Consider the following 17,778-nt stretch of genomic DNA (forward strand, 5'->3'; position numbering starts at 1 on the left):
GACGTGCGAGGGTTTCTGGCGAGTGTGAAGGGCCTCGTGTTCGGCCGTCCGGTGGCGACGGACCACGCGACGCCGGTGATGCTGCGCACCCGATTGGCTCTGCCCGTGTTCGGCGCGGGGCTCCTCTCGGCGGTGGCGTACGCACCTGACGCGATCATCGACTCGCTGCGCCAGGGCGGTCAGCAGGCCGCGACGATGGGCGTCGGGATCGGCGTGGTCGTGATCCTCATGCTCCTCGCGCTGGCGTACCGCTCGAACGTGCGCAGCCGCCCTGACGAGCGCGCGGACTACGGACTCGTGCGCGACGTCCTCGGGTCGGGTCCGGGCGTCGTCACGGGCGCCGCGCTGCTGATCGACTACCTCTTCACCGTCGCGGTGTCGGTGTCCGCCATCACAGGGATCGTGGTCTACACGATCCCGACCGCCCACGGGTGGGAGCGCGCGATCGGGGTGACGGTCATCGCGGTGATGACGATCGTCAGTCTGCGGGGGATCCGCGATCGCACCCGCGTGCTGCTGACCGTGTGGTTCGGCTTCCTGATCGTGATCGGCATCCTGGTCGTGGTGGGTGTCCTGTTCCCCGCGACCGAGATCACCGCGCCCGACTCGATACCCGACACCACCCGTTCCGTGCTCGTCGCCTTCGCGGGCGCGATCTCCTCGGGTGCGGTCATGGTCACGGGCATCGAGCACCTCGCCTCGTCCGGCCCCTACCACGCGCCTCCGCGCGGAGCCCGCGCGGGCCGCACCGTGCTCGTCGCCGCTGCCGCCGCGAGCGTCGCGTTCCTCGCCGTGATCTGGCTCGCGTGGCGATTCCGGGTGACCGGCTGGGTGCAGGGGCCCGTGCTGCTTCAGGTGACCGACAAGGTGACGGACCAGGCGTGGTCGGTGTGGATCGTGGGCCTCTCCGCCGCGGCCATCCTCTATGCCGCGGCCACCGCGGTGTTCCGGCGCTTCTCCAACCTTGCCTCCCTGCTCGCGCACGACGCCTACCTGCCGCGCCAGCTCTCGATGGCGAACGACCGGCTCGTCTACCGCGGGGGAGTCCTCCTCGTCGCGGGCGCGTCGGCGCTCGTGGTGATCGCCGCCAACGCCGACCTGCTCGTGCTTGTGCACATGTACGTGATCGGCGTCTTCTCGTCGATCGTGCTGAGCCAGCTCGCGATGGTGCGCCACTTCGGCGAGGCGCTCACCCGTGAGGCATCCCGAGCGAAGCGTCGACGCCTGCAGGCTCGGCGCGCGCTCCACGCGACGGCCGTCGTCGTCGCCTCGGCGGTGTGGATCGTCGTCGCCGTCTTCAACTTCGTCTCGGGTGCGTGGATCGCGATCGCCGCCCTCGTGGGTCTCGTCGTCCTGATGCGGTCGATCAGCAAGCACTACGCGAGGATGCGCGAGGACGTACGCCTGACGCCGGACGACCGGTCCGACGCGCTGCCGAGCGCGACCCATGGCGTGGTACTCATCGCGCAGCTCCACCGTCCCGCGATGCGCGCCCTCGCGGTGGCGAAGGCGGCGCGGCACGCCCGGCTCGAGGCCGTCGCCGTCGCGATCGACAAGAAGAACGCGGCCCAGCTCCAGCGCGAATGGGGCAGGCGCAACATGGGGATGCCTCTGATCGTCCTGGACTCGCCCTTCCGCGACCTGGTCGGTCCGGTCCTCACGCACGTGCGGCACCTGCACAGGGAGAGCCCGCGAGACGTCGTCGTGGTGTACGTGCCGGAGTACGTGGTCGGCCGATGGTGGGAGAGGTTCCTGCACAACAAGGCCACGCAACGGCTGCGCGATCAGCTCCTCAACGTGCCGAACGTGGTCGTGTCCGCGGTCCCGTGGCAGCTCGAGTCGGCGCGCGAGCGCGCCGCCCAGGTGCAGGCCGCCGACGCGAATGAAGGGCTGTGAGGGCGATGACCACGCGCATCCAGGTGGAGGTCGGCAAGCCGGCGCATGGCGGGCACTGCGTCGCGCGCCACGAGGGCCGCGCGGTGTTCGTGAGGGACGCCCTCCCGGGTGAGGTCGTCGTCGCCGAGGTGGTACAGGACGATGCCGACGCGCGCTTCTGGCGTGCGGAGACGGTCGAGGTCCTCGAGGCCTCGCCGGACCGTGTCGCGCACCCCTGGTCCGACGCGGGAGCAGGCGGCGTGGGCGGCGCGGAGCTCGGGCACGTCGCCCTTCCCGCGCAGCGCCGCTGGAAGCAGGCGGTGCTCGAGGAGTCGTTCGAGCGGTTCGCGGGCATCCCCTTCGAGGGGACGGTGCACGCCGCCCCGGGAGACGACGCGCGCGAGGGCCTCGCGTACCGGACGCGCGTGAGCGCGGTCGCGGGCGGCGACGGACGGCCGACCATGACAGTGCCGGGCACGGGGGAGAGGCGCACGCTGACCTCGATGCCGCTTGCCACGCCGGAGGCCGAGGCAGCGCTCATGGGGGCCACGGCAGATCCCGGCACGCGTATCGACGTGACGGCCACGTCCACGGGCGAGGTGGTCGTCACCACCACGGGCCGCGAGGCGCGCAGGCTCTGGCTCAACGAGCGGGTGGAGCACTCGGCGGGCGAGCTCGGCTACAGGGTGCGGGCCGCAGACTTCTGGCAGGTCCACCGCGAGGCGCCGCGCGTCCTCGTCGACGCCGTCATGTCCCGCGTGCTTGAGGACGGCCCCGTCCTCGACCTCTACTCGGGCGCGGGACTGCTGGCGCTGCCGCTGGCGGCGCAGGGCCGTCCCGTCGTCGCGGTCGAGGCCGCCGACGGAGGCAAGGCTCCCGCGGCGCTCGCCGCGAACCTCCGGTCGCGGCCAGGGGCGGAGGCCGTCGGGGACGACGTGCGCAGGTTCCTTGTCTCGGCCGCGCCCGAGCGCGACTGGACGCAGGCGAGCGTCGTCCTCGATCCGCCGCGCTCAGGCGCCAAGGCGCGCAACATCGCTGCGCTGGCGGCACTCGGTGCGCCTCGGATCGTCTACGTGGCGTGCGACCCTGTCGCGTTGGCGCGGGACACCGCGCTGCTTCGCGAGAGCGGCTACGACCTGCTGGAGGCGGACGCCTTCGACCTGTTCCCGATGACCCACCACATCGAGACGGTCGCCTCGTTCGCATTGAGATGACATGTCACCAAGGCCGGGTCGCCGACCCCGCCTGAGCCCCGTCCCATGGCTAGGATGGGGCCGATCAACGATGAGCACAGGAGGAGCCGCATGAGCGTGAACACCTTGGGGTCCAAGGCGACATTGGCCGTCGGAGAGCGCAGCTACGAGATCTACAGGCTCGGCGCGGTACCGGGGCTTGAGAAGCTGCCGTACTCCTTGAAGGTGCTCGCAGAGGCGCTCCTGCGCACGGAGGACGGCGCGAACATCACCGCCGACCACGTGAAGGCCCTCGCTGCATGGGACCCCAGCGCGGACCCCGACACCGAGATCCAGTTCACGCCTGCGCGCGTCGTCATGCAGGACTTCACGGGCGTTCCCTGCGTGGTGGACCTCGCCACCATGCGCGAGGCCGTCGCCGACCTCGGCGGAGACCCCACGGTCATCAACCCGCTCGCGCCCGCCGAGATGGTCATCGACCACTCCGTCGTCATCGACATCTTCGGCCGCAAGGACGCGCTCGAGCTCAACACCGCGCTCGAGTACGAGCGCAACCGCGAGCGCTACCAGTTCCTCCGCTGGGGCCAGACCGCGTTCGACAACTTCAAGGTCGTGCCCCCGGGCACCGGCATCGTCCACCAGGTCAACCTCGAGTACCTGGCGCGCGGCGTCATGACGAAGGAGATTGACGGCGTCACGCAGGCCTACCCGGACTCGTGCGTCGGCACCGACTCCCACACCACGATGATCAACGGCCTGGGCGTGCTCGGCTGGGGCGTCGGCGGCATCGAGGCCGAGGCCGCGATGCTGGGCCAGCCCGTGTCGATGCTCATCCCGCGCGTCGTCGGCTTCAAGCTCACCGGCGCGATCCCGGCCGGCGCGACCGCGACCGACGTGGTGCTCACCATCACCGAGATGCTTCGCCAGCACGGTGTCGTCGGCAAGTTCGTCGAGTTCTACGGCGAGGGCGTGGGCGCTGTGCCGCTCGCCAACCGCGCGACCATCGGTAACATGAGCCCCGAGTTCGGCTCGACCGCAGCGATCTTCCCGATCGACGGCGTGACGCTCGACTACCTGCGCCTCACCGGCCGCTCCGAGGAGCAGGTCGCGCTCGTGGAGGCGTACACCAAGGAGCAGGGGATGTGGCACGACCCGTCCTCGCCCGACTACGTCGAGCCCAAGTTCTCCGAGTACCTCGAGCTCGACCTGTCGACCGTCGTCCCCTCGATCGCGGGACCCAAGCGTCCCCAGGACCGCGTGTCGCTGTCCGAGTCGAAGCCGCAGTTCGAGAAGGCCATCTCGCAGGTGCGCGCGGGCGACGCGAAGGACGCGACCTACGTCAACGAGGCAGGGGAGACCGTCCCACTCAAGGACGGCGACGTCGTGATCGCCTCGATCACCTCCTGCACCAACACGTCCAACCCCTCGGTCATGCTCGCGGCCGCGCTGCTCGCCCGGAACGCCAATGCGAAGGGCCTCACGTCCAAGCCGTGGGTCAAGACCTCCATGGCTCCCGGCTCGCAGGTGGTCACCGACTACTACGAGAAGGCCGGTCTGTGGCCCGACCTGGAGTCGCTCGGATTCCACCTTGTCGGCTACGGCTGCACCACCTGCATCGGAAACTCGGGCCCGCTGCCCGAGCCCGTGTCCGGCGCCGTCAACGAGCACGACCTCACCGTCGTCTCTGTGCTGTCCGGCAACCGCAACTTCGAGGGCCGCATCAACCCCGACGTCAAGATGAACTACCTGGCCTCCCCGCCGCTGGTCATCGCGTACGCGCTCGCCGGCACGATGGACTTCGACTTCGAGACCCAGCCCCTCGGCCAGGACGCCGACGGCAACGACGTCCTCCTCAAGGACATCTGGCCCGATGCGGCTGAGGTCGAGGCGATCGTCGGATCCTCCATCACGCAGGAGATGTTCGAGAAGGACTACGCGGACGTGTTCGCGGGCGACGCCCGCTGGCAGGGTCTGCCGACTCCCGACGGCAAGACCTTCGAATGGCAGGACGACTCCACCTACGTGCGCAAGCCCCCGTACTTCGAGGGCATGGGCCTTGAGCCGGAGCCCGTCGAGGACATCGCAGGCGCCCGGGTGCTCGCGCTGCTCGGCGACTCCGTCACGACGGACCACATCTCGCCCGCAGGCTCGATCAAGGCCGACAGCCCGGCCGGCCGCTACCTCGCCGAGCACGGTGTCGAGCGCCGCGACTTCAACTCGTACGGCTCGCGCCGCGGCAACCACGAGATCATGATCCGCGGCACGTTCGCGAACATCCGCCTCAAGAACCTTCTGCTCGCGGACGAGGAGGGAAACGTCGTCGAGGGCGGCTACACGAAGAACCTCCTCACCGGTGAGCAGGAGGCGATCTACGACGCCGCCCAGGCCTATGCCGACGCCGGCATCCCGCTCGTCGTGCTCGCCGGCAAGGAGTACGGCACCGGGTCCTCGCGCGACTGGGCCGCGAAGGGCACGCGCCTGCTGGGCGTCCGCGCCGTGATCGCCGAGAGCTTCGAGCGCATCCACCGGTCGAACCTGATCGGCATGGGAGTGCTCCCGCTGCAGTTCCCGGCCGGCGAGACGGCGGCCTCGGTCGGTCTCGACGGCACCGAGACCTTCGAGATCGCCGGAGTCAGCGCCTTCAGCGCAGGCGAGCACCCGCGCACCCTCCCGGTCAGGGCCACCAAGGCCGACGGCACCGTGGTGGAGTTCGACGCCGTCGTGCGCATCGACACCCCCGGCGAGGCGGACTACTTCCGCAACGGCGGCATCCTGCAGTACGTGCTGCGTTCGCTCGTCTCAGCCTGACGGCAGGCGAGCGGCGCCGACTGGTCCGGCGACGGGGTCGCGCCGCGTAGAGTGGTGTGACCCCGGAGCCCGGAAGAAGGAGAGAGCGTGCTGGAGCGCATCGAGTCACCGCAGGACCTGCGGGGACTCAGTCATGAGGAGCTTCATGACCTTGCCGAGGAGATCAGGGACGTCCTGGTCGAGTCGGTGTCGCGCACCGGCGGGCACCTTGGACCGAACCTCGGAGTCGTCGAGCTGACGCTCGCGCTGCACCGGGTCTTCGACTCGCCGCGGGATCGTCTCGTGTTCGACACCGGGCACCAGTCCTACGTCCACAAGCTCGTCACCGGGCGGCGGGACTTCTCGGGGCTGCGTCAGCGCGGTGGGCTCTCGGGCTACCCGTCGCGTGCCGAGAGCGAGCACGACGTCGTCGAGAACTCACACGCCTCCACGGCGATCTCGTGGGCGGCAGGCATCGCCCGCGGCCACGCGCTGCGCGGCGAGGACGACAGGACGACGGTCGCGGTGATCGGCGACGGCGCTCTCACGGGCGGCATGGCCTGGGAGGCGCTCAACTCGCTCGCGGACAGCGAGGACCGCGTCGTCATCGTCATGAACGACAACGGACGCTCGTACGCGCCGACCATCGGCGGACTTGCACGCAAGCTCGACGGTATCCGTGTGGACCCGCGCTACGAGCAGTTCCTCGGCTGGGGCAAGCGGACGTTCGAGAACCGTGGACGGCTGCGCACCTTCCTCTACCACACCGTCATGCACGGCAAGCGGGCGCTGAAGGGACTGATGACCGACCAGGGCCTCTTCGAGGACCTCGGCCTGAAGTACATCGGCCCGATCGACGGGCACTCCCAGAACGACCTCGAGACCGCCCTGCGGCAGGCCCGCGACTACGGCGCGCCCGTGCTGGTGCACGTGCTCACTCAGAAGGGCCGCGGCTACGAGCCCGCAGAGCAGGACGATGCCGACCGCTTCCACGCGGTCGGGCGGATCCACCCCGAGACCGGTCTGCCGATCGAGCAGTCACGCTTCGGATGGACCAAGGTCTTCGCCGACGAGATGCTCAAGGCCGGACGCGAACGCGAGGACATCGTCGCGCTGACGGCTGCGATGCTCGCACCCGTCGGCCTCCAGCCCTTCGCGGAGGAGTTCCCCGAGCGCGTGATCGACGTCGGCATCGCGGAGCAGCACGCCGTCACGAGCGCAGCCGGACTGGCCTTCGCAGGCATGCATCCCGTGGTCGCCGTCTACGCAACGTTCCTCAACAGGGCCTTCGACCAGGTCCTGATGGATGTCGCGCTGCACAAGGCGGGCGTCACCTTCATGCTCGACCGGGCAGGCATCACGGGCGACGACGGTGCGAGCCACAACGGCATGTGGGACATGGCGCTGCTGCGGCACGTGCCGGGTCTCCGGCTTGCGGCTCCCCGCGACGAGGCGACGCTCCGGACCGCCTTCCGAGAGGCGCTCGACGTGGATGACGCCCCGACGGTCGTGCGCTATCCCAAGGGCGCGATCGGCGACGACATCCCCGCGCTGCGCCAGGTCGGAGACCTGGACGTGCTCGCCGAGCTGGGTGAGGGGCCAGCAGAGGTGGTGGTCCTCGGCGTCGGCGCGATGGCGCCCACGGCGATCGAGGTCGCAGGCAAGCTCGCAGCAGAGGGCCGATCGGTCATGGCCGCCACGGCCACCTGGGTGAGGCCGGTGCCTGAGGGCCTCCTTGAGACCCTCGGCGACGCCGAGCTCGTCGTGACCGTCGAGGACGGGCTCACGGACGCCGGAGTGGGCCAGGAATGGGCCGAGTTCGCGCGGCTCGCAGGACGAACCGCGCGCTGGTCGCACCACGGCATCCCCCGCGAGTTCCTCGACCACGCCAGCAGGGCCCAGATCGTCGAGCGGGTCGGGCTCGACGCTTCCGCCATCGCCGAGAAGGCCGAGGCGCTGCTGTCCTAGGCTTCGCGGGATCCGCCCGGGCTACGAGGCAGTCGCCGCGTCCGCTGGAGGTGCTTCCGCCGCCTCCACGAAGGCCTTGGCAAGCACGGGCGCGACAAGGTCCATCTGCCATCGGCGTGCACCGCGTGAGGCGAGCAGCTCGCGGATCTCCGGCTCTCCACCGCCCTGATGCTCCCAGCACGCCCGCCGCACGGCGTCGGGCTGCATGAGGTTCTCCGCCGGCATCCCGTGGTCCTCGACGAGCCCCTGGATCGCCTCCTTCGAGGCGGCCAGACGCGCAGCGGCCTCGGGCCGCTTGTCCTTCCATGCGCGCGGCGGGGGAGGACCGTCGCCCTTCGGGCCACGGCGATTCGGGAGCTCCTTGTCCGGCAAGGCGAGCGCCTTCTCGATCGTCGGCCACCAGCGCGCTGCCGCCCGCTTGGTGCCGCGCGAGCGCCACTCGGGGATCGCCACCAGCTCGTCGTAGGTCGACGGGCGCGCCTGCGCTGCCGCGACGATCGCCGCGTCGCGGAGCACGCGCCCGGGGGACATGTCCCGACGCTGTGCCTCGCGGTCGCGGCTGAGCCACAGCTCCCGCACGATCGCGAGCCCGCGCGGATCGCGGATCTGATGGGTGCCGGAGGTTCGGCGCCACGGATCGACGCGAGGCTCCGGTGGGCCAGCGAGCCTCACCGCCTCGAACTCCTCGAGCGCCCACTCGAGCTTGCCGGCCGACTCGAGCTCCGCCCACAGGTGGTCCCTGACCTCGACCAGCACCTCGACGTCGAGTGCGGCATACACGAGCCAGTCGTGGGGCAGCGGGCGGGTGGACCAATCCTGCGAGGAGTGCTCCTTCGCGAGGGCGAGCCCCAGGACCCTCTCGACGACTGCCGCAAGGCCGACCTTCGGCCAGCCGAGCAGGCGCGCGGCGAGCTCGGTGTCGAACACCTTCGCAGGGAGGAGCCCCAGCTCGCGCATCCCGGGGAGGTCCTGGCTCGCGGCGTGGAAGACGAACTCGGCGTCGCCCACAGCCTCCTGAAGCGCGGAGAGGTCGGGCAGCGCGGCGGTGTCCACGAGAGCGATCCCCGCGCCCTCGCGCTTGAACTGGGCGAGGTAGGTCGCCTGACCGTAGCGGAAGCCCGAGGCGCGCTCGGCATCGGCCGCCACAGGGCCGGTTCCGGCGGCGAAGGCATCGATCGCCTCCGCGAGCGCCTCAGGAGTGTCGATCACCGGAGGGACGCCGCCAGCCGGCTCAGTCAAGGGCACGGGAGCCTGGACCGCGTCGTCCTGCTCTGTCGTCGAGGCGTCGGACATCACATACCGCCCCTCAGCATCGTCACGCCGTCGGGGACGGGCGGCAGCCCTGCGCAGGATGCCAGCAGCTCGGTCCACGCGACCACGTGCGTGCCGATCTCGGTGGTCTCGGGCGTCCACGACGCGCGCAGCTCGATGCGCACCTCGTCGGGCCGCTCGTCCAGGTCGCCGTACGACCTCGACACGACCTTCGTCACAGTTCCTCCTTCATGCCGATGAGGGACGCCTCCGAGCGCCTCCACGAGTCGCGACCACGCGACATCGGCCCACAAGTCATCCGACCCGACCTCCGCGTCGGCGAGCGCCTTCACGAGCGCCACCACACGCAGCGTCCCGTCCCACGCCTCGTTCCCGTCCGGATCGTGCAGAAGGACGAACCGGCCGGTCGCCTCGACGCCGTCCGCGGTCACCTCGCCATCGATGGCGGCGGCGAACGGAGCGATGCGAGAGGGCGCGGGAACCTCGTTCACGCGCACGTCCCGCCGCACCTGCGCGGCCGCGATCGACCGCAGCGCCTCCTGGAAGGCGGGCGGCGCCGATTCGAGGTCGGGAGCCATGGTTCGAGACTAGGGCGGGCGCGCCCGGTGGGATCGTACGCCACGCTGTTCAGCACCCTCTAGGCTGGTCCACAGAGCGATCCCCCGACGTAAGGAAGTGTCATGTCCCTCGCACAGATCGGTGTCACCGGCCTCGCGGTCATGGGCCGCAACCTCGCGCGCAACTTCGCGCGGAACGGTTTCACCGTCGCCGTCCACAACCGCTCGCCCCAGAAGATGACGTCTCTCATCGAGGAGCACGGCGACGAGGGCGACTTCATCGGCTGCGAGTCCCTCGAGGACTTCGTCGCCGCGCTCGAGCGCCCGCGCAAGGTCGTCATCATGGTCCAGGCGGGCAAGGCGACCGACGCGGTCATCGACTCGCTCGTGCCGCTGCTCGACCAGGGCGACATCATCGTGGACGCGGGCAACGCTCACTTCCCGGACACCCGCAGGCGCGAGGCCGCGCTGAAGGAGAAGGGGCTGCACTTCGTCGGCTCCGGCGTGTCCGGTGGCGAGGAGGGTGCACTGCTCGGCCCGTCGATCATGCCCGGCGGGCCCGCCGAGTCGTACGAGACGCTCGGCCCCATCCTCGAGAAGATCTCCGCCAAGGTCGACGGCGTTCCGTGCTGCACGCACGTGGGTCCCGACGGCGCCGGACACTTCGTGAAGATGGTGCACAACGGCATCGAGTACGCGGACATGCAGCTCATCGGCGAGGCATACCAGCTGCTGCGCGACGGCCTGGACCTCTCGCCGTCCGAGATCGGCGACATCTTCGCCGACTGGAACAAGGGTGACCTGGAGTCGTTCCTCATCGAGATCACCGCCGAGGTGCTCAAGCAGGTCGACTCCCGCACCGGCAAGCCGCTCGTCGACGTGATCGTCGACCAGGCAGGCCAGAAGGGCACAGGCCGCTGGACCGTGCAGAGCGCGCTCGACCTCGGGGTCCCGGTGACGGGCATCGCCGAGGCCACCTTCGCCCGCGCGATCTCGAGCCAGCTCGCGCAGCGTGAGGCGGCGCGGGACGTGCTGTCCGCCTCGACCTCCGAGTGGCACATCCACAACCGCGAGGGCTTCATCGAGGACGTCCGTCTGGCGCTCTACGCGTCGAAGGTCGTCGCGTACGCGCAGGGCTTCGACCAGATCCAGGCCGCGTCCGAGGAGTACGGGTGGAACGTGGATCGCGGCGCCATGGCCCGCATCTGGCGCGGTGGCTGCATCATCCGCGCCCGCTTCCTCAACCGCATCACGGAGGCGTACGAGCGTGACGGCGAGCTCGCGTCGCTGCTGGTGGACCCGTACTTCGCGAACGAGGTGTCCGCAGGGGTCGGAGCGTGGCGCAGGGTGGTCTCCATGGCGGCCCTGACGGGTGTGCCCACGCCGGCCTTCTCGTCGTCGCTCGCGTACTACGACGCGCTGCGTTCCGACCGTCTGCCCGCGGCGCTGATCCAGGGTCAGCGGGACTTCTTCGGCGCTCACACCTACAAGCGCGTCGATGCCGAGGGCACCTTCCACACGCTCTGGTCCGGCGACCGCAGCGAAGTCGAGGCCTGATCGCGCGTGCAGGCTCCCACACCCGTCCTCGTCGGCGGTGACATCGGCGCGTATGCGCTGATGCGCGCCTTCCACGAGGCGTACGGAGTGCGGGGCGTGATCGTCTCGCGGATCAGCACGCGTGCCTTCGCGCACACGAGGCTCGCGGACCAGGTCATCGCGAACGTCGACGATGCAGAGGAGCTCGTCTCCGCGCTGCTGACGCTCGCGGCGGACAGGCCGGGGGAGAGGCTCGTCCTGCTGACGAATGCGGACTGGTACGTGGAGACGCTCGCGGCGGCTCGTGACAGGCTCGAGGCGCATTACGAGATGCCCATGTGCACGCTCGAGCAGTTCGCGCGCGTCTCTGACAAGGCGCTGTTCCAGGCGGACTGCCAGGCGCTCGGGATCCCCGTGCCGCGCACTGTCGCGGTGTCCTTCAAGGACGGGACCCCTGCACCCGACACTGACCTCGACTCGCTCACCTTCCCTGTGATCGGGAAACCGGCATCCTCAGCCGAGTTCTACTACGTGGACTATCCGGGCAAGCTGAAGGTCCACGACCTGGCCGACCGGCCGCAGGTGGACGACCTTCTTGCGCGGCTCGCCGCGTCGGGCTTCACGGGCACGTATCTGCTGCAGGACTTCATCCCTGGCGATGAGACGCAGATGCGGTCCCTCACCGCCTACCGGGACTCCCGGGGCAAGGTGACGATGCTGGTGACAGGGCGTGTGCTCCTCGAGGAGCACACGCCGGGCACGCTCGGCGTCCCCGCAGCGATCCTCACGGAGCCGTACGGCGACGCGATGGAGGCGATGACCCGCTACCTGGACCGCGTCGACTACCGCGGGTTCGCGAACGCGGACTACAAGCGCGATGCGCGCACCGGCAGGCACGTGTTCTTCGAGGTCAACCCCAGGATCGGCCGCAACAACTGGTACACCACGGCGTCCGGGGTCAATCCCGCCAAGCACGTCATGGCAGATCTCGACGGCGCGGACATCGTGCCGGCTCGTGGCGACCACACGATCCTCTACTCGGTGGTCCCGCTGTCCCTGCTGAGGCGCTACCTCCCCGAGCGGGCGCTGCGCAAGCGGGTCCTCGAGGTCGCGAAGCGCGGCATCGCCCGCCCGCTCCACAATCCCGAGGATCGCTCCGTCCGCAGGGACGCAGTGATCGCCGCCCTCACGTGGAACTACTGGCGCAAGTACCTGAAGCACTATCCGCGGCCCACGGCCAGCGGTCACTGAGCGGCCACGTGAGAGGCTCGACGACATGACCCCGGATCTCGTCGGACGGCGGCCCGCGCTCGAGGCGTCGGCACTGGTGGATCAGCTCGTCCCGCCACCGCACTTCGCGGATGCTGCCTTCGAGAACTACCTGCCCGACCCTGACTTCCCGAGCCAGGCGCAGGCTCGCGAGGCGATGCGTACGTTCGGGGTGGGTGCCACGCGGCGTGCGATCCCTGGTCTGAGGCCGGGCTCGGGCGGCAAGGGCCTCTATCTTGACGGAGGCTTCGGCGTCGGCAAGACCCATCTTCTCGCCGCGGCGGCTCACGCCGCCGGGACGCGCGCCGCGTTCGGCACGTTCGTCGAGTACACCTACCTGGTGGGGGCGCTCGGCTTCGCGGCGGCGCGTGACGCGCTGGCGACGTTCGCGCTCGTGTGCATCGACGAGTTCGAGCTCGACGATCCGGGAGACACGCTGCTCATGGCCCGGCTCATGCGCGAGCTGACCGATGCCGGCGTCGCGATCGCGGCGACCTCGAACACGCTTCCGGACTCGCTGGGTGAGGGGCGCTTCGCCGCGGAGGACTTCCGGCGTGAGATCCAGTCGGTCGCGCGACTGTTCAGCGTGGTCACGATCGACGGCCCGGACTACAGGCATCGGGGGGACATCACGGCGCCCGCACCGGCGAGCGAGGACGACGTGGAGGAGGCCGGGTCGGCCGCGGGGGCGACCTCCGCGGACTGGCACGAGCTCGTCGGCGATCTGTGGCATGTGCACCCGAGCAGGTATGGCGCCTACGTCAAGGGCATCGAGGTGCTCGGACTACGCGGCGTCGCGCCGCTCGAGGATCAGGCGCAAGCGCTTCGCGTGGTCGCCCTCGTCGATCGCCTGTACGACCGGGACGTCCGGATCGTCGCGTCGGGAGTGCCCCTCGACCAGATCTTCCCCGAGGACATGCTCAGGGGCGGCTACCGAAAGAAGTACTTCCGCGCGCTCTCGCGCCTCACCTCGATGGCCGCGCCCCGCTGAACCACGTACCTCGAACGGCCTAGGCGAGCGGCGCCACGAGCGCGACAGCGTCAGGTCCGAGCGTGAGGGTCGTCTCTGCCTCGGTCACGCGTCCGAATGCTGCGAGGAGCTCACCGCGGGGGAGCTCAGCGGGGGAGTCTGACAGGTTCGCGTGGACCATGACGGGTCCGTGCAACGTGAGCACGCGAGGGCGGCTCTCGGTGACCGCTGCGGGGAACCTCGCCCACGCCTCGTCCTCGAGGGTGCGCGGACGGGCGGTGATCACCTCGGCCATCCACTCCTCGATGCGACGCTGAGCGTCGGTCGTGGCCGCGAGCCCCGCGCCGAGCTTGGAGCGCAGGAACGTCTGCCGGTCCTGCGGGTCCGGCACGTTGACCTCGCCGCCGTAGAGCTCCTCCCAGCCGTGTCCCGCGAACTCGCTCATGCGGCCCTCGGACACTGCGGAGCCGAGCGGCTCGTCGTGGTCGGTGAAGAACATGAAGGGCCTGGTCTCGCCGTACTCCTCGCCCATGAACAGCATCGGCGTGAAGGGGCTCAGCAGGATGAGCGCGAGCGAGGCCGCCTGCGCGCCCTCGCTGAGCCGGGATGCAGGGCGATCGCCGATCGCGCGGTTGCCCACCTGATCGTGATTGGAGGCGAAGACGACGAACTTGCGCCTATCCATGTCCGGCGGGACCGGGGCGCCCCAGTCCTTGCCTCGGAACGTCGAGAAGGACCCGTCGTGCACGAAGACCTGCCTGTAGGCCTTGTCGAGCGTCTCGACGCTGCCGAAGTCGCCGTAGTACCCGTGGGTCTCCTGGGTGAGGTACGCGTGGAGCGCATGGTGCACGTCGTCCGCCCACTGCGCAGTCATGCCCAGTCCGCCCTCTCCGGTGGGAGTCACCATGGAGGGCTGGTTGAGGTCGGACTCGGCGACGAGCGAGAGCGGACGGCCCACCTCAGCCGACAGTGCGGCGACGGTGTCCGAGAGCTCCGCGAGGATGTGCCGCGGCGAGTCGTCCTGGAGCGCGTGCACGGCGTCGAGCCGCAGGCAGTCGAGATGGAAGTCGCGCAGCCACCTGGTCGCGTTGTCGACGATGAAGGCGCGCATCCCGTGCGCATCGGGCTGATCCAGGTTGACCGCCCAGCCCCAGGGCGTCTCGTGGGCGTCCGTGAAGTAGGGGCCGAACTGCGCCAGGTAGTTCCCGTCGGGGCCCAGGTGGTTGTAGACCACGTCCAGGCAGACTCCGAGCCCGGCCTGGTGGGCGCGGTCCACGAAGCGCTGCAGGGCCTCCGGACCTCCATAGGCGTCGTGGACGGCGTACAGCGAGACGCCGTCGTAACCCCAGCCGCGCTCTCCCGGGAACGCGGCCACGGGCATCAGCTCGAGCATCTGGATCCCGCGTCCCGCGAGGTCCTCGAGCTGGCGTGAGTCGATCGCGTCGAGCGTACCGCCGGGCGTAAAGGTGCCGATGTGCAGCTCGTAGGTCACAGCACCGCGCGCGTCGACGCCGGACCAGCCGTCGTCAGCCCAGCGGTGCCGCGACGCGTCGAACGCGCGCGAGAACCCGTGCACGCCGTGGGGCTGCCACGCGCTCCTCGGGTCGGGGAACGGCCCGTTCCCGTCGACCGTGTAGGCGTAGTCCCAGCCGGCGACGAGCGTGGGGCCCTCCCACCAGCCGTCCTCCGCGCGCTCCATGGGGGTGACTGATGCGTCGACGGTGTCGGGCCTCAGGTGGATATCGACCGATGCGGCGCCCGGCGCCCACACGCGGGCCCTCACTTCGCACGCTCCAGCAGCGCGACGGGATGGTGTCTCAGCAGGGCCGAGAGCGGCACCGTTCCTCCTTCGAAGGAAGCCTTCCCGAGCACGTCCGTCCAGGTGCCTTCGGGAAGCTGCACGGTCGCGTCGGCCCACCCGCCGAGCCGTTCGAGCTCGAGGGCGACGCGGGTCGCGACGGTCACCACCTCGGGTCGGTCGCCCACCGTCCGGGCGAACACCACCGCGTGCCCCGACGACGACGCGAGGGCCTGGTAGCCGGCCGAGTCGCCGATGAACGCGTCGCGGTGGTCCCTGCGGATACGAAGGGCACGCGCCGTCACCATCAGCTTCTCCTCGCTGAGGTTGCGCGGCTTGCCTCCCTTGAGGAGGCGTGCCAGCGCCGCCTCCCGTCGGTCGTAGTCCACCGGGCGCCTGTTGTCCGGGTCGACGAGGGAGGGCGAGAGGCACTCGTTTCCCTGGTAGACGTCCGGCACGCCCGGCATGGTCAGCTGGACCAGCTTGAGCCCGAGCACGGCGGCGCGGACGCCCTCCGAGGTGTCGTGGTGCCATGCGGTGACGAGCGCACGCACCTCCTCGTCGGCGTGAGCCTGCCGTGCGAAGTCCTGGACCGCTGTCTCGTACTCCTCGTCGATCGACGTCCAGGTGGTGTGCGTCTTGGACTCGCGCATCGCCTTGGTGAGGTAGCCCGAGAGGCGGTCCCACTCAAGCATGCCCTCCTCGTCGGAGGTGCCGACGAGCGTCTGCCACCAGAGGTTCTCGGTGCGTCCGTCGAGCTGGGCGGGCACGCGGTCGGAGACGGCCGCGTGCAGCTGGCCCATGAGGGTGTCCCACTCGTCGGGCATCTCGCTCAGGACGCCGAGCCTCGCCCTGACGTCCTCGGAGCGCTTGGTGTCGTGCGTGGTCAGCGTCGTCATCGCGTGGGGGTACGTGTGCTGTTGCTCCCATGCCCATGCGTGGAAGCTGGCGGGGGGAAGCGCGAACTTCGACGCCGGCGAGCCGACCTCGCACAACGGCAGCAGGTGGGTCCAGCGGTAGTAGGCGGTGTCCTCGACGCCCTTGGCCATGACCGCGCCGCACGCCTGCTGGAAGCGGGTGATGAGCTCGGCACGGGTGGCGTCCTGCGTCTGGCCGGCCGAGCCGACCTCCTGCCCCTTGAGCAGGTCCACGACCACGTCGAGCGTCTCGTAGCGCTCGGGGTCGAGCAGTTCGCGTGCCTTCGCGGCGGCCACGTCGATCGCCTCGAGCGACATCGGCTTCGGCGGCACTCCGGGCACCACGTACGCGCGGTAGCGGTTGAAGGCGACGAGCATGCGCCGGATGCAGTCGTAGAGCGCGCGCCACGTGTGGTCGCGTAGGCGGACGTCGGCCACGCAGATCTGGTGCGCGAGGTTGGCAAGCCTGTGCACCTCACTCGAGAGGGACTCCTTCACGATCTCGCGCTTGGCGTCCTGGATGAGCTCGGGGAGCGACCCGAGCGCGTCGCCTGTGAGCCGATAGAGGGTGCCGGCGAGAGGAGCAGCGCCGGCGGGGTCGCGCAGGAGCGCGCCGACGCGCCACGCCGCGTCGTAGCCCGTGGTGCCTGCGGTCTTCCATGAGGTGGGAAGGTGCTCGTCGTCCTCGAGGATCTTCTCCACGACGATCCACGCGCCGTCGGTGGCCTCGGAGAGTCGCTCGATGTATCCGGCGGGGTCCGCGAGGCCGTCGGGGTGGTCGATCCTGAGTCCGTCGAGGGTGCCGTCACGGACCAGGTCGACGATCACCCGGTGCGTCTGGTCGAACACGTCGGCGTCCTCGACGCGGACCGCCACGAGCGAGCCGACGTCGAAGAAGCGGCGGTAGTTGAGCTCCTCGTTGCCGACTCGCCAGTAGGCGAGACGGTAGTTCTGCTCGTCGACGAGGGTGGCCATCGGGAGGTTCTCGGTGCCCTCCTTCACGGGGAACACGTGGTCGTAGTACCGGAGCACCGGCACCTCGCCCGCGTCCTCGAAGCCAGGGACCACCATCCGGTCGAGCTGGAGCTCCTCGGACGACAGGATCGAGCCGAGCCGCTGCCCGAGCACCGGCATCAGGACCGGCTCGCCGCTCGACCAGTCCACGTCGAACCAGTGGGCGTAGGGCGAGTCCACTCCTTCGGCGAGCACCGACCAGAGCGCCCGGTTGTGATAGACGGGCGTGGGGACCGCCATGTGGTTCGGCACGAGGTCCGCGATCAGGCCGATCCCGCGCTCACCGGCCTTCCAGGAGAGCTCGCGAAGCCCCTCCTCGCCGCCGAGCACCTGGGCGATCCTGGTGTGGTCGACCACGTCGTAGAAGTGCGTGGAGCCGGGTGCGGCGGTGAGGATGGGGGAGAGGTACAGGTGGGAGACGCCGAGGTCCGCGAAGTAGTCCAGCCGTGCCGCAGCGTCGGCGAACGTGAAGTCCTCCGTCAGCTGAAGGCGGTAGGTGGAGACGGGGACAGGCGCATCGACCCTGTGTCCCAGCCTCTTCGCGCGTTCGTGCGGTCCGTCTGCCATGGAGGTGACTCCCCTCGTCGGTGTCCAGTTCTCATCTTGTCAGACACCGGTCACG

Annotated in this window: 11 protein-coding genes; 7 read left to right on the plus strand and 4 right to left on the minus strand. The window is 70.0% G+C overall.

The window, feature by feature from the left end; genetic code table 11:
* Window positions 1-3 precede the first annotated feature (3 nt).
* The 4 genes from QQX04_RS06925 (at window position 4) to dxs (ending at window position 7,823) form a co-directional block, all read left to right on the plus strand.
* Window positions 4-1,896: an APC family permease gene (locus QQX04_RS06925; RefSeq protein WP_301127533.1), complete on the plus strand. Its 1,893-nt coding sequence runs from the start codon at window positions 4-6 to the stop codon at window positions 1,894-1,896.
* A 5-nt stretch (window positions 1,897-1,901) separates the two neighbouring features.
* Window positions 1,902-3,089: a class I SAM-dependent RNA methyltransferase gene (locus tag QQX04_RS06930; RefSeq protein ID WP_301127538.1), complete on the plus strand. Its 1,188-nt coding sequence runs from the start codon at window positions 1,902-1,904 to the stop codon at window positions 3,087-3,089.
* 90 nt (window positions 3,090-3,179) lie between these two features.
* On the plus strand, window positions 3,180-5,876 hold the full coding sequence (gene acnA / locus QQX04_RS06935) for an aconitate hydratase AcnA (protein ID WP_301127540.1): 2,697 nt from the start codon (window positions 3,180-3,182) through the stop codon (window positions 5,874-5,876).
* A gap of 87 nt (window positions 5,877-5,963) precedes the next feature.
* Window positions 5,964-7,823 carry a 1-deoxy-D-xylulose-5-phosphate synthase gene (dxs, locus tag QQX04_RS06940; protein WP_301127542.1) on the plus strand — a complete coding sequence of 620 codons (1,860 nt, stop codon included), beginning with the start codon at window positions 5,964-5,966 and terminating at the stop codon, window positions 7,821-7,823.
* A 21-nt stretch (window positions 7,824-7,844) separates the two neighbouring features.
* On the opposite strand, the gene QQX04_RS06945 is transcribed toward dxs, so the two are convergent.
* Window positions 7,845-9,116 carry an HRDC domain-containing protein gene (locus QQX04_RS06945; protein WP_301127544.1) on the minus strand — a complete coding sequence of 424 codons (1,272 nt, stop codon included), beginning with the start codon at window positions 9,114-9,116 and terminating at the stop codon, window positions 7,845-7,847.
* Window positions 9,116-9,673 (minus strand): DUF3000 domain-containing protein, encoded by a 558-nt coding sequence (locus QQX04_RS06950; protein ID WP_301127546.1) that lies wholly within the window; start codon window positions 9,671-9,673, stop codon window positions 9,116-9,118. Before QQX04_RS06950 ends, QQX04_RS06945 begins: the two co-directional genes overlap by 1 nt.
* Window positions 9,674-9,775: 102 nt before the next feature.
* Here QQX04_RS06950 and gnd point away from each other — a divergent pair, with 102 nt between their 5' ends.
* The 3 genes from gnd to zapE are packed head-to-tail and all read left to right on the plus strand — an operon-like array spanning window position 9,776 to window position 13,448.
* On the plus strand, window positions 9,776-11,209 hold the full coding sequence (gnd, locus tag QQX04_RS06955; RefSeq protein ID WP_301127548.1) for an NADP-dependent phosphogluconate dehydrogenase: 1,434 nt from the start codon (window positions 9,776-9,778) through the stop codon (window positions 11,207-11,209).
* A 6-nt stretch (window positions 11,210-11,215) separates the two neighbouring features.
* Window positions 11,216-12,439, plus strand: a complete 1,224-nt coding sequence (locus tag QQX04_RS06960) for a carboxylate--amine ligase (RefSeq protein WP_301127550.1) — start codon at window positions 11,216-11,218, stop codon at window positions 12,437-12,439.
* Window positions 12,440-12,464: 25 nt separating this feature from the next.
* Window positions 12,465-13,448 (plus strand): cell division protein ZapE, encoded by a 984-nt coding sequence (zapE, locus tag QQX04_RS06965; protein ID WP_301127552.1) that lies wholly within the window; start codon window positions 12,465-12,467, stop codon window positions 13,446-13,448.
* A gap of 19 nt (window positions 13,449-13,467) precedes the next feature.
* Here the strand turns inward: zapE and treZ are convergent, their stop codons facing one another.
* Window positions 13,468-15,210, minus strand: a complete 1,743-nt coding sequence (gene treZ / locus QQX04_RS06970; protein WP_301127554.1) for a malto-oligosyltrehalose trehalohydrolase — start codon at window positions 15,208-15,210, stop codon at window positions 13,468-13,470.
* Window positions 15,207-17,723, minus strand: coding sequence for a malto-oligosyltrehalose synthase (gene treY, locus QQX04_RS06975; RefSeq protein ID WP_301127556.1), 2,517 nt, complete (start codon window positions 17,721-17,723; stop codon window positions 15,207-15,209). The genes treZ and treY overlap by 4 nt, the downstream gene beginning before the upstream one ends.
* Between the last annotated feature and the right edge of the window lie 55 nt (window positions 17,724-17,778).

Origin of the sequence: Demequina zhanjiangensis (assembly GCF_030418315.1) — a bacterium.
In the GTDB taxonomy this organism is placed as follows: Bacteria; Actinomycetota; Actinomycetes; order Actinomycetales; family Demequinaceae; genus Demequina; species Demequina zhanjiangensis.

Bases quoted from the DNA above. Each gene is read 5' to 3' on its own strand.
- QQX04_RS06930 (WP_301127538.1), top strand. From the start codon at position 1,902: ATGACCACGCGCATCCAGGTGGAGGTCGGCAAGCCGGCGCATGGCGGG.
- acnA (WP_301127540.1), top strand. From the start codon at position 3,180: ATGAGCGTGAACACCTTGGGGTCCAAGGCGACATTGGCCGTCGGAGAG.
- QQX04_RS06945 (WP_301127544.1), bottom strand. From the start codon at position 9,116: ATGTCCGACGCCTCGACGACAGAGCAGGACGACGCGGTCCAGGCTCCC.
- QQX04_RS06950 (WP_301127546.1), bottom strand. From the start codon at position 9,673: ATGGCTCCCGACCTCGAATCGGCGCCGCCCGCCTTCCAGGAGGCGCTG.
- gnd (WP_301127548.1), top strand. From the start codon at position 9,776: ATGTCCCTCGCACAGATCGGTGTCACCGGCCTCGCGGTCATGGGCCGC.
- zapE (WP_301127552.1), top strand. From the start codon at position 12,465: ATGACCCCGGATCTCGTCGGACGGCGGCCCGCGCTCGAGGCGTCGGCA.
- treY (WP_301127556.1), bottom strand. From the start codon at position 17,723: ATGGCAGACGGACCGCACGAACGCGCGAAGAGGCTGGGACACAGGGTC.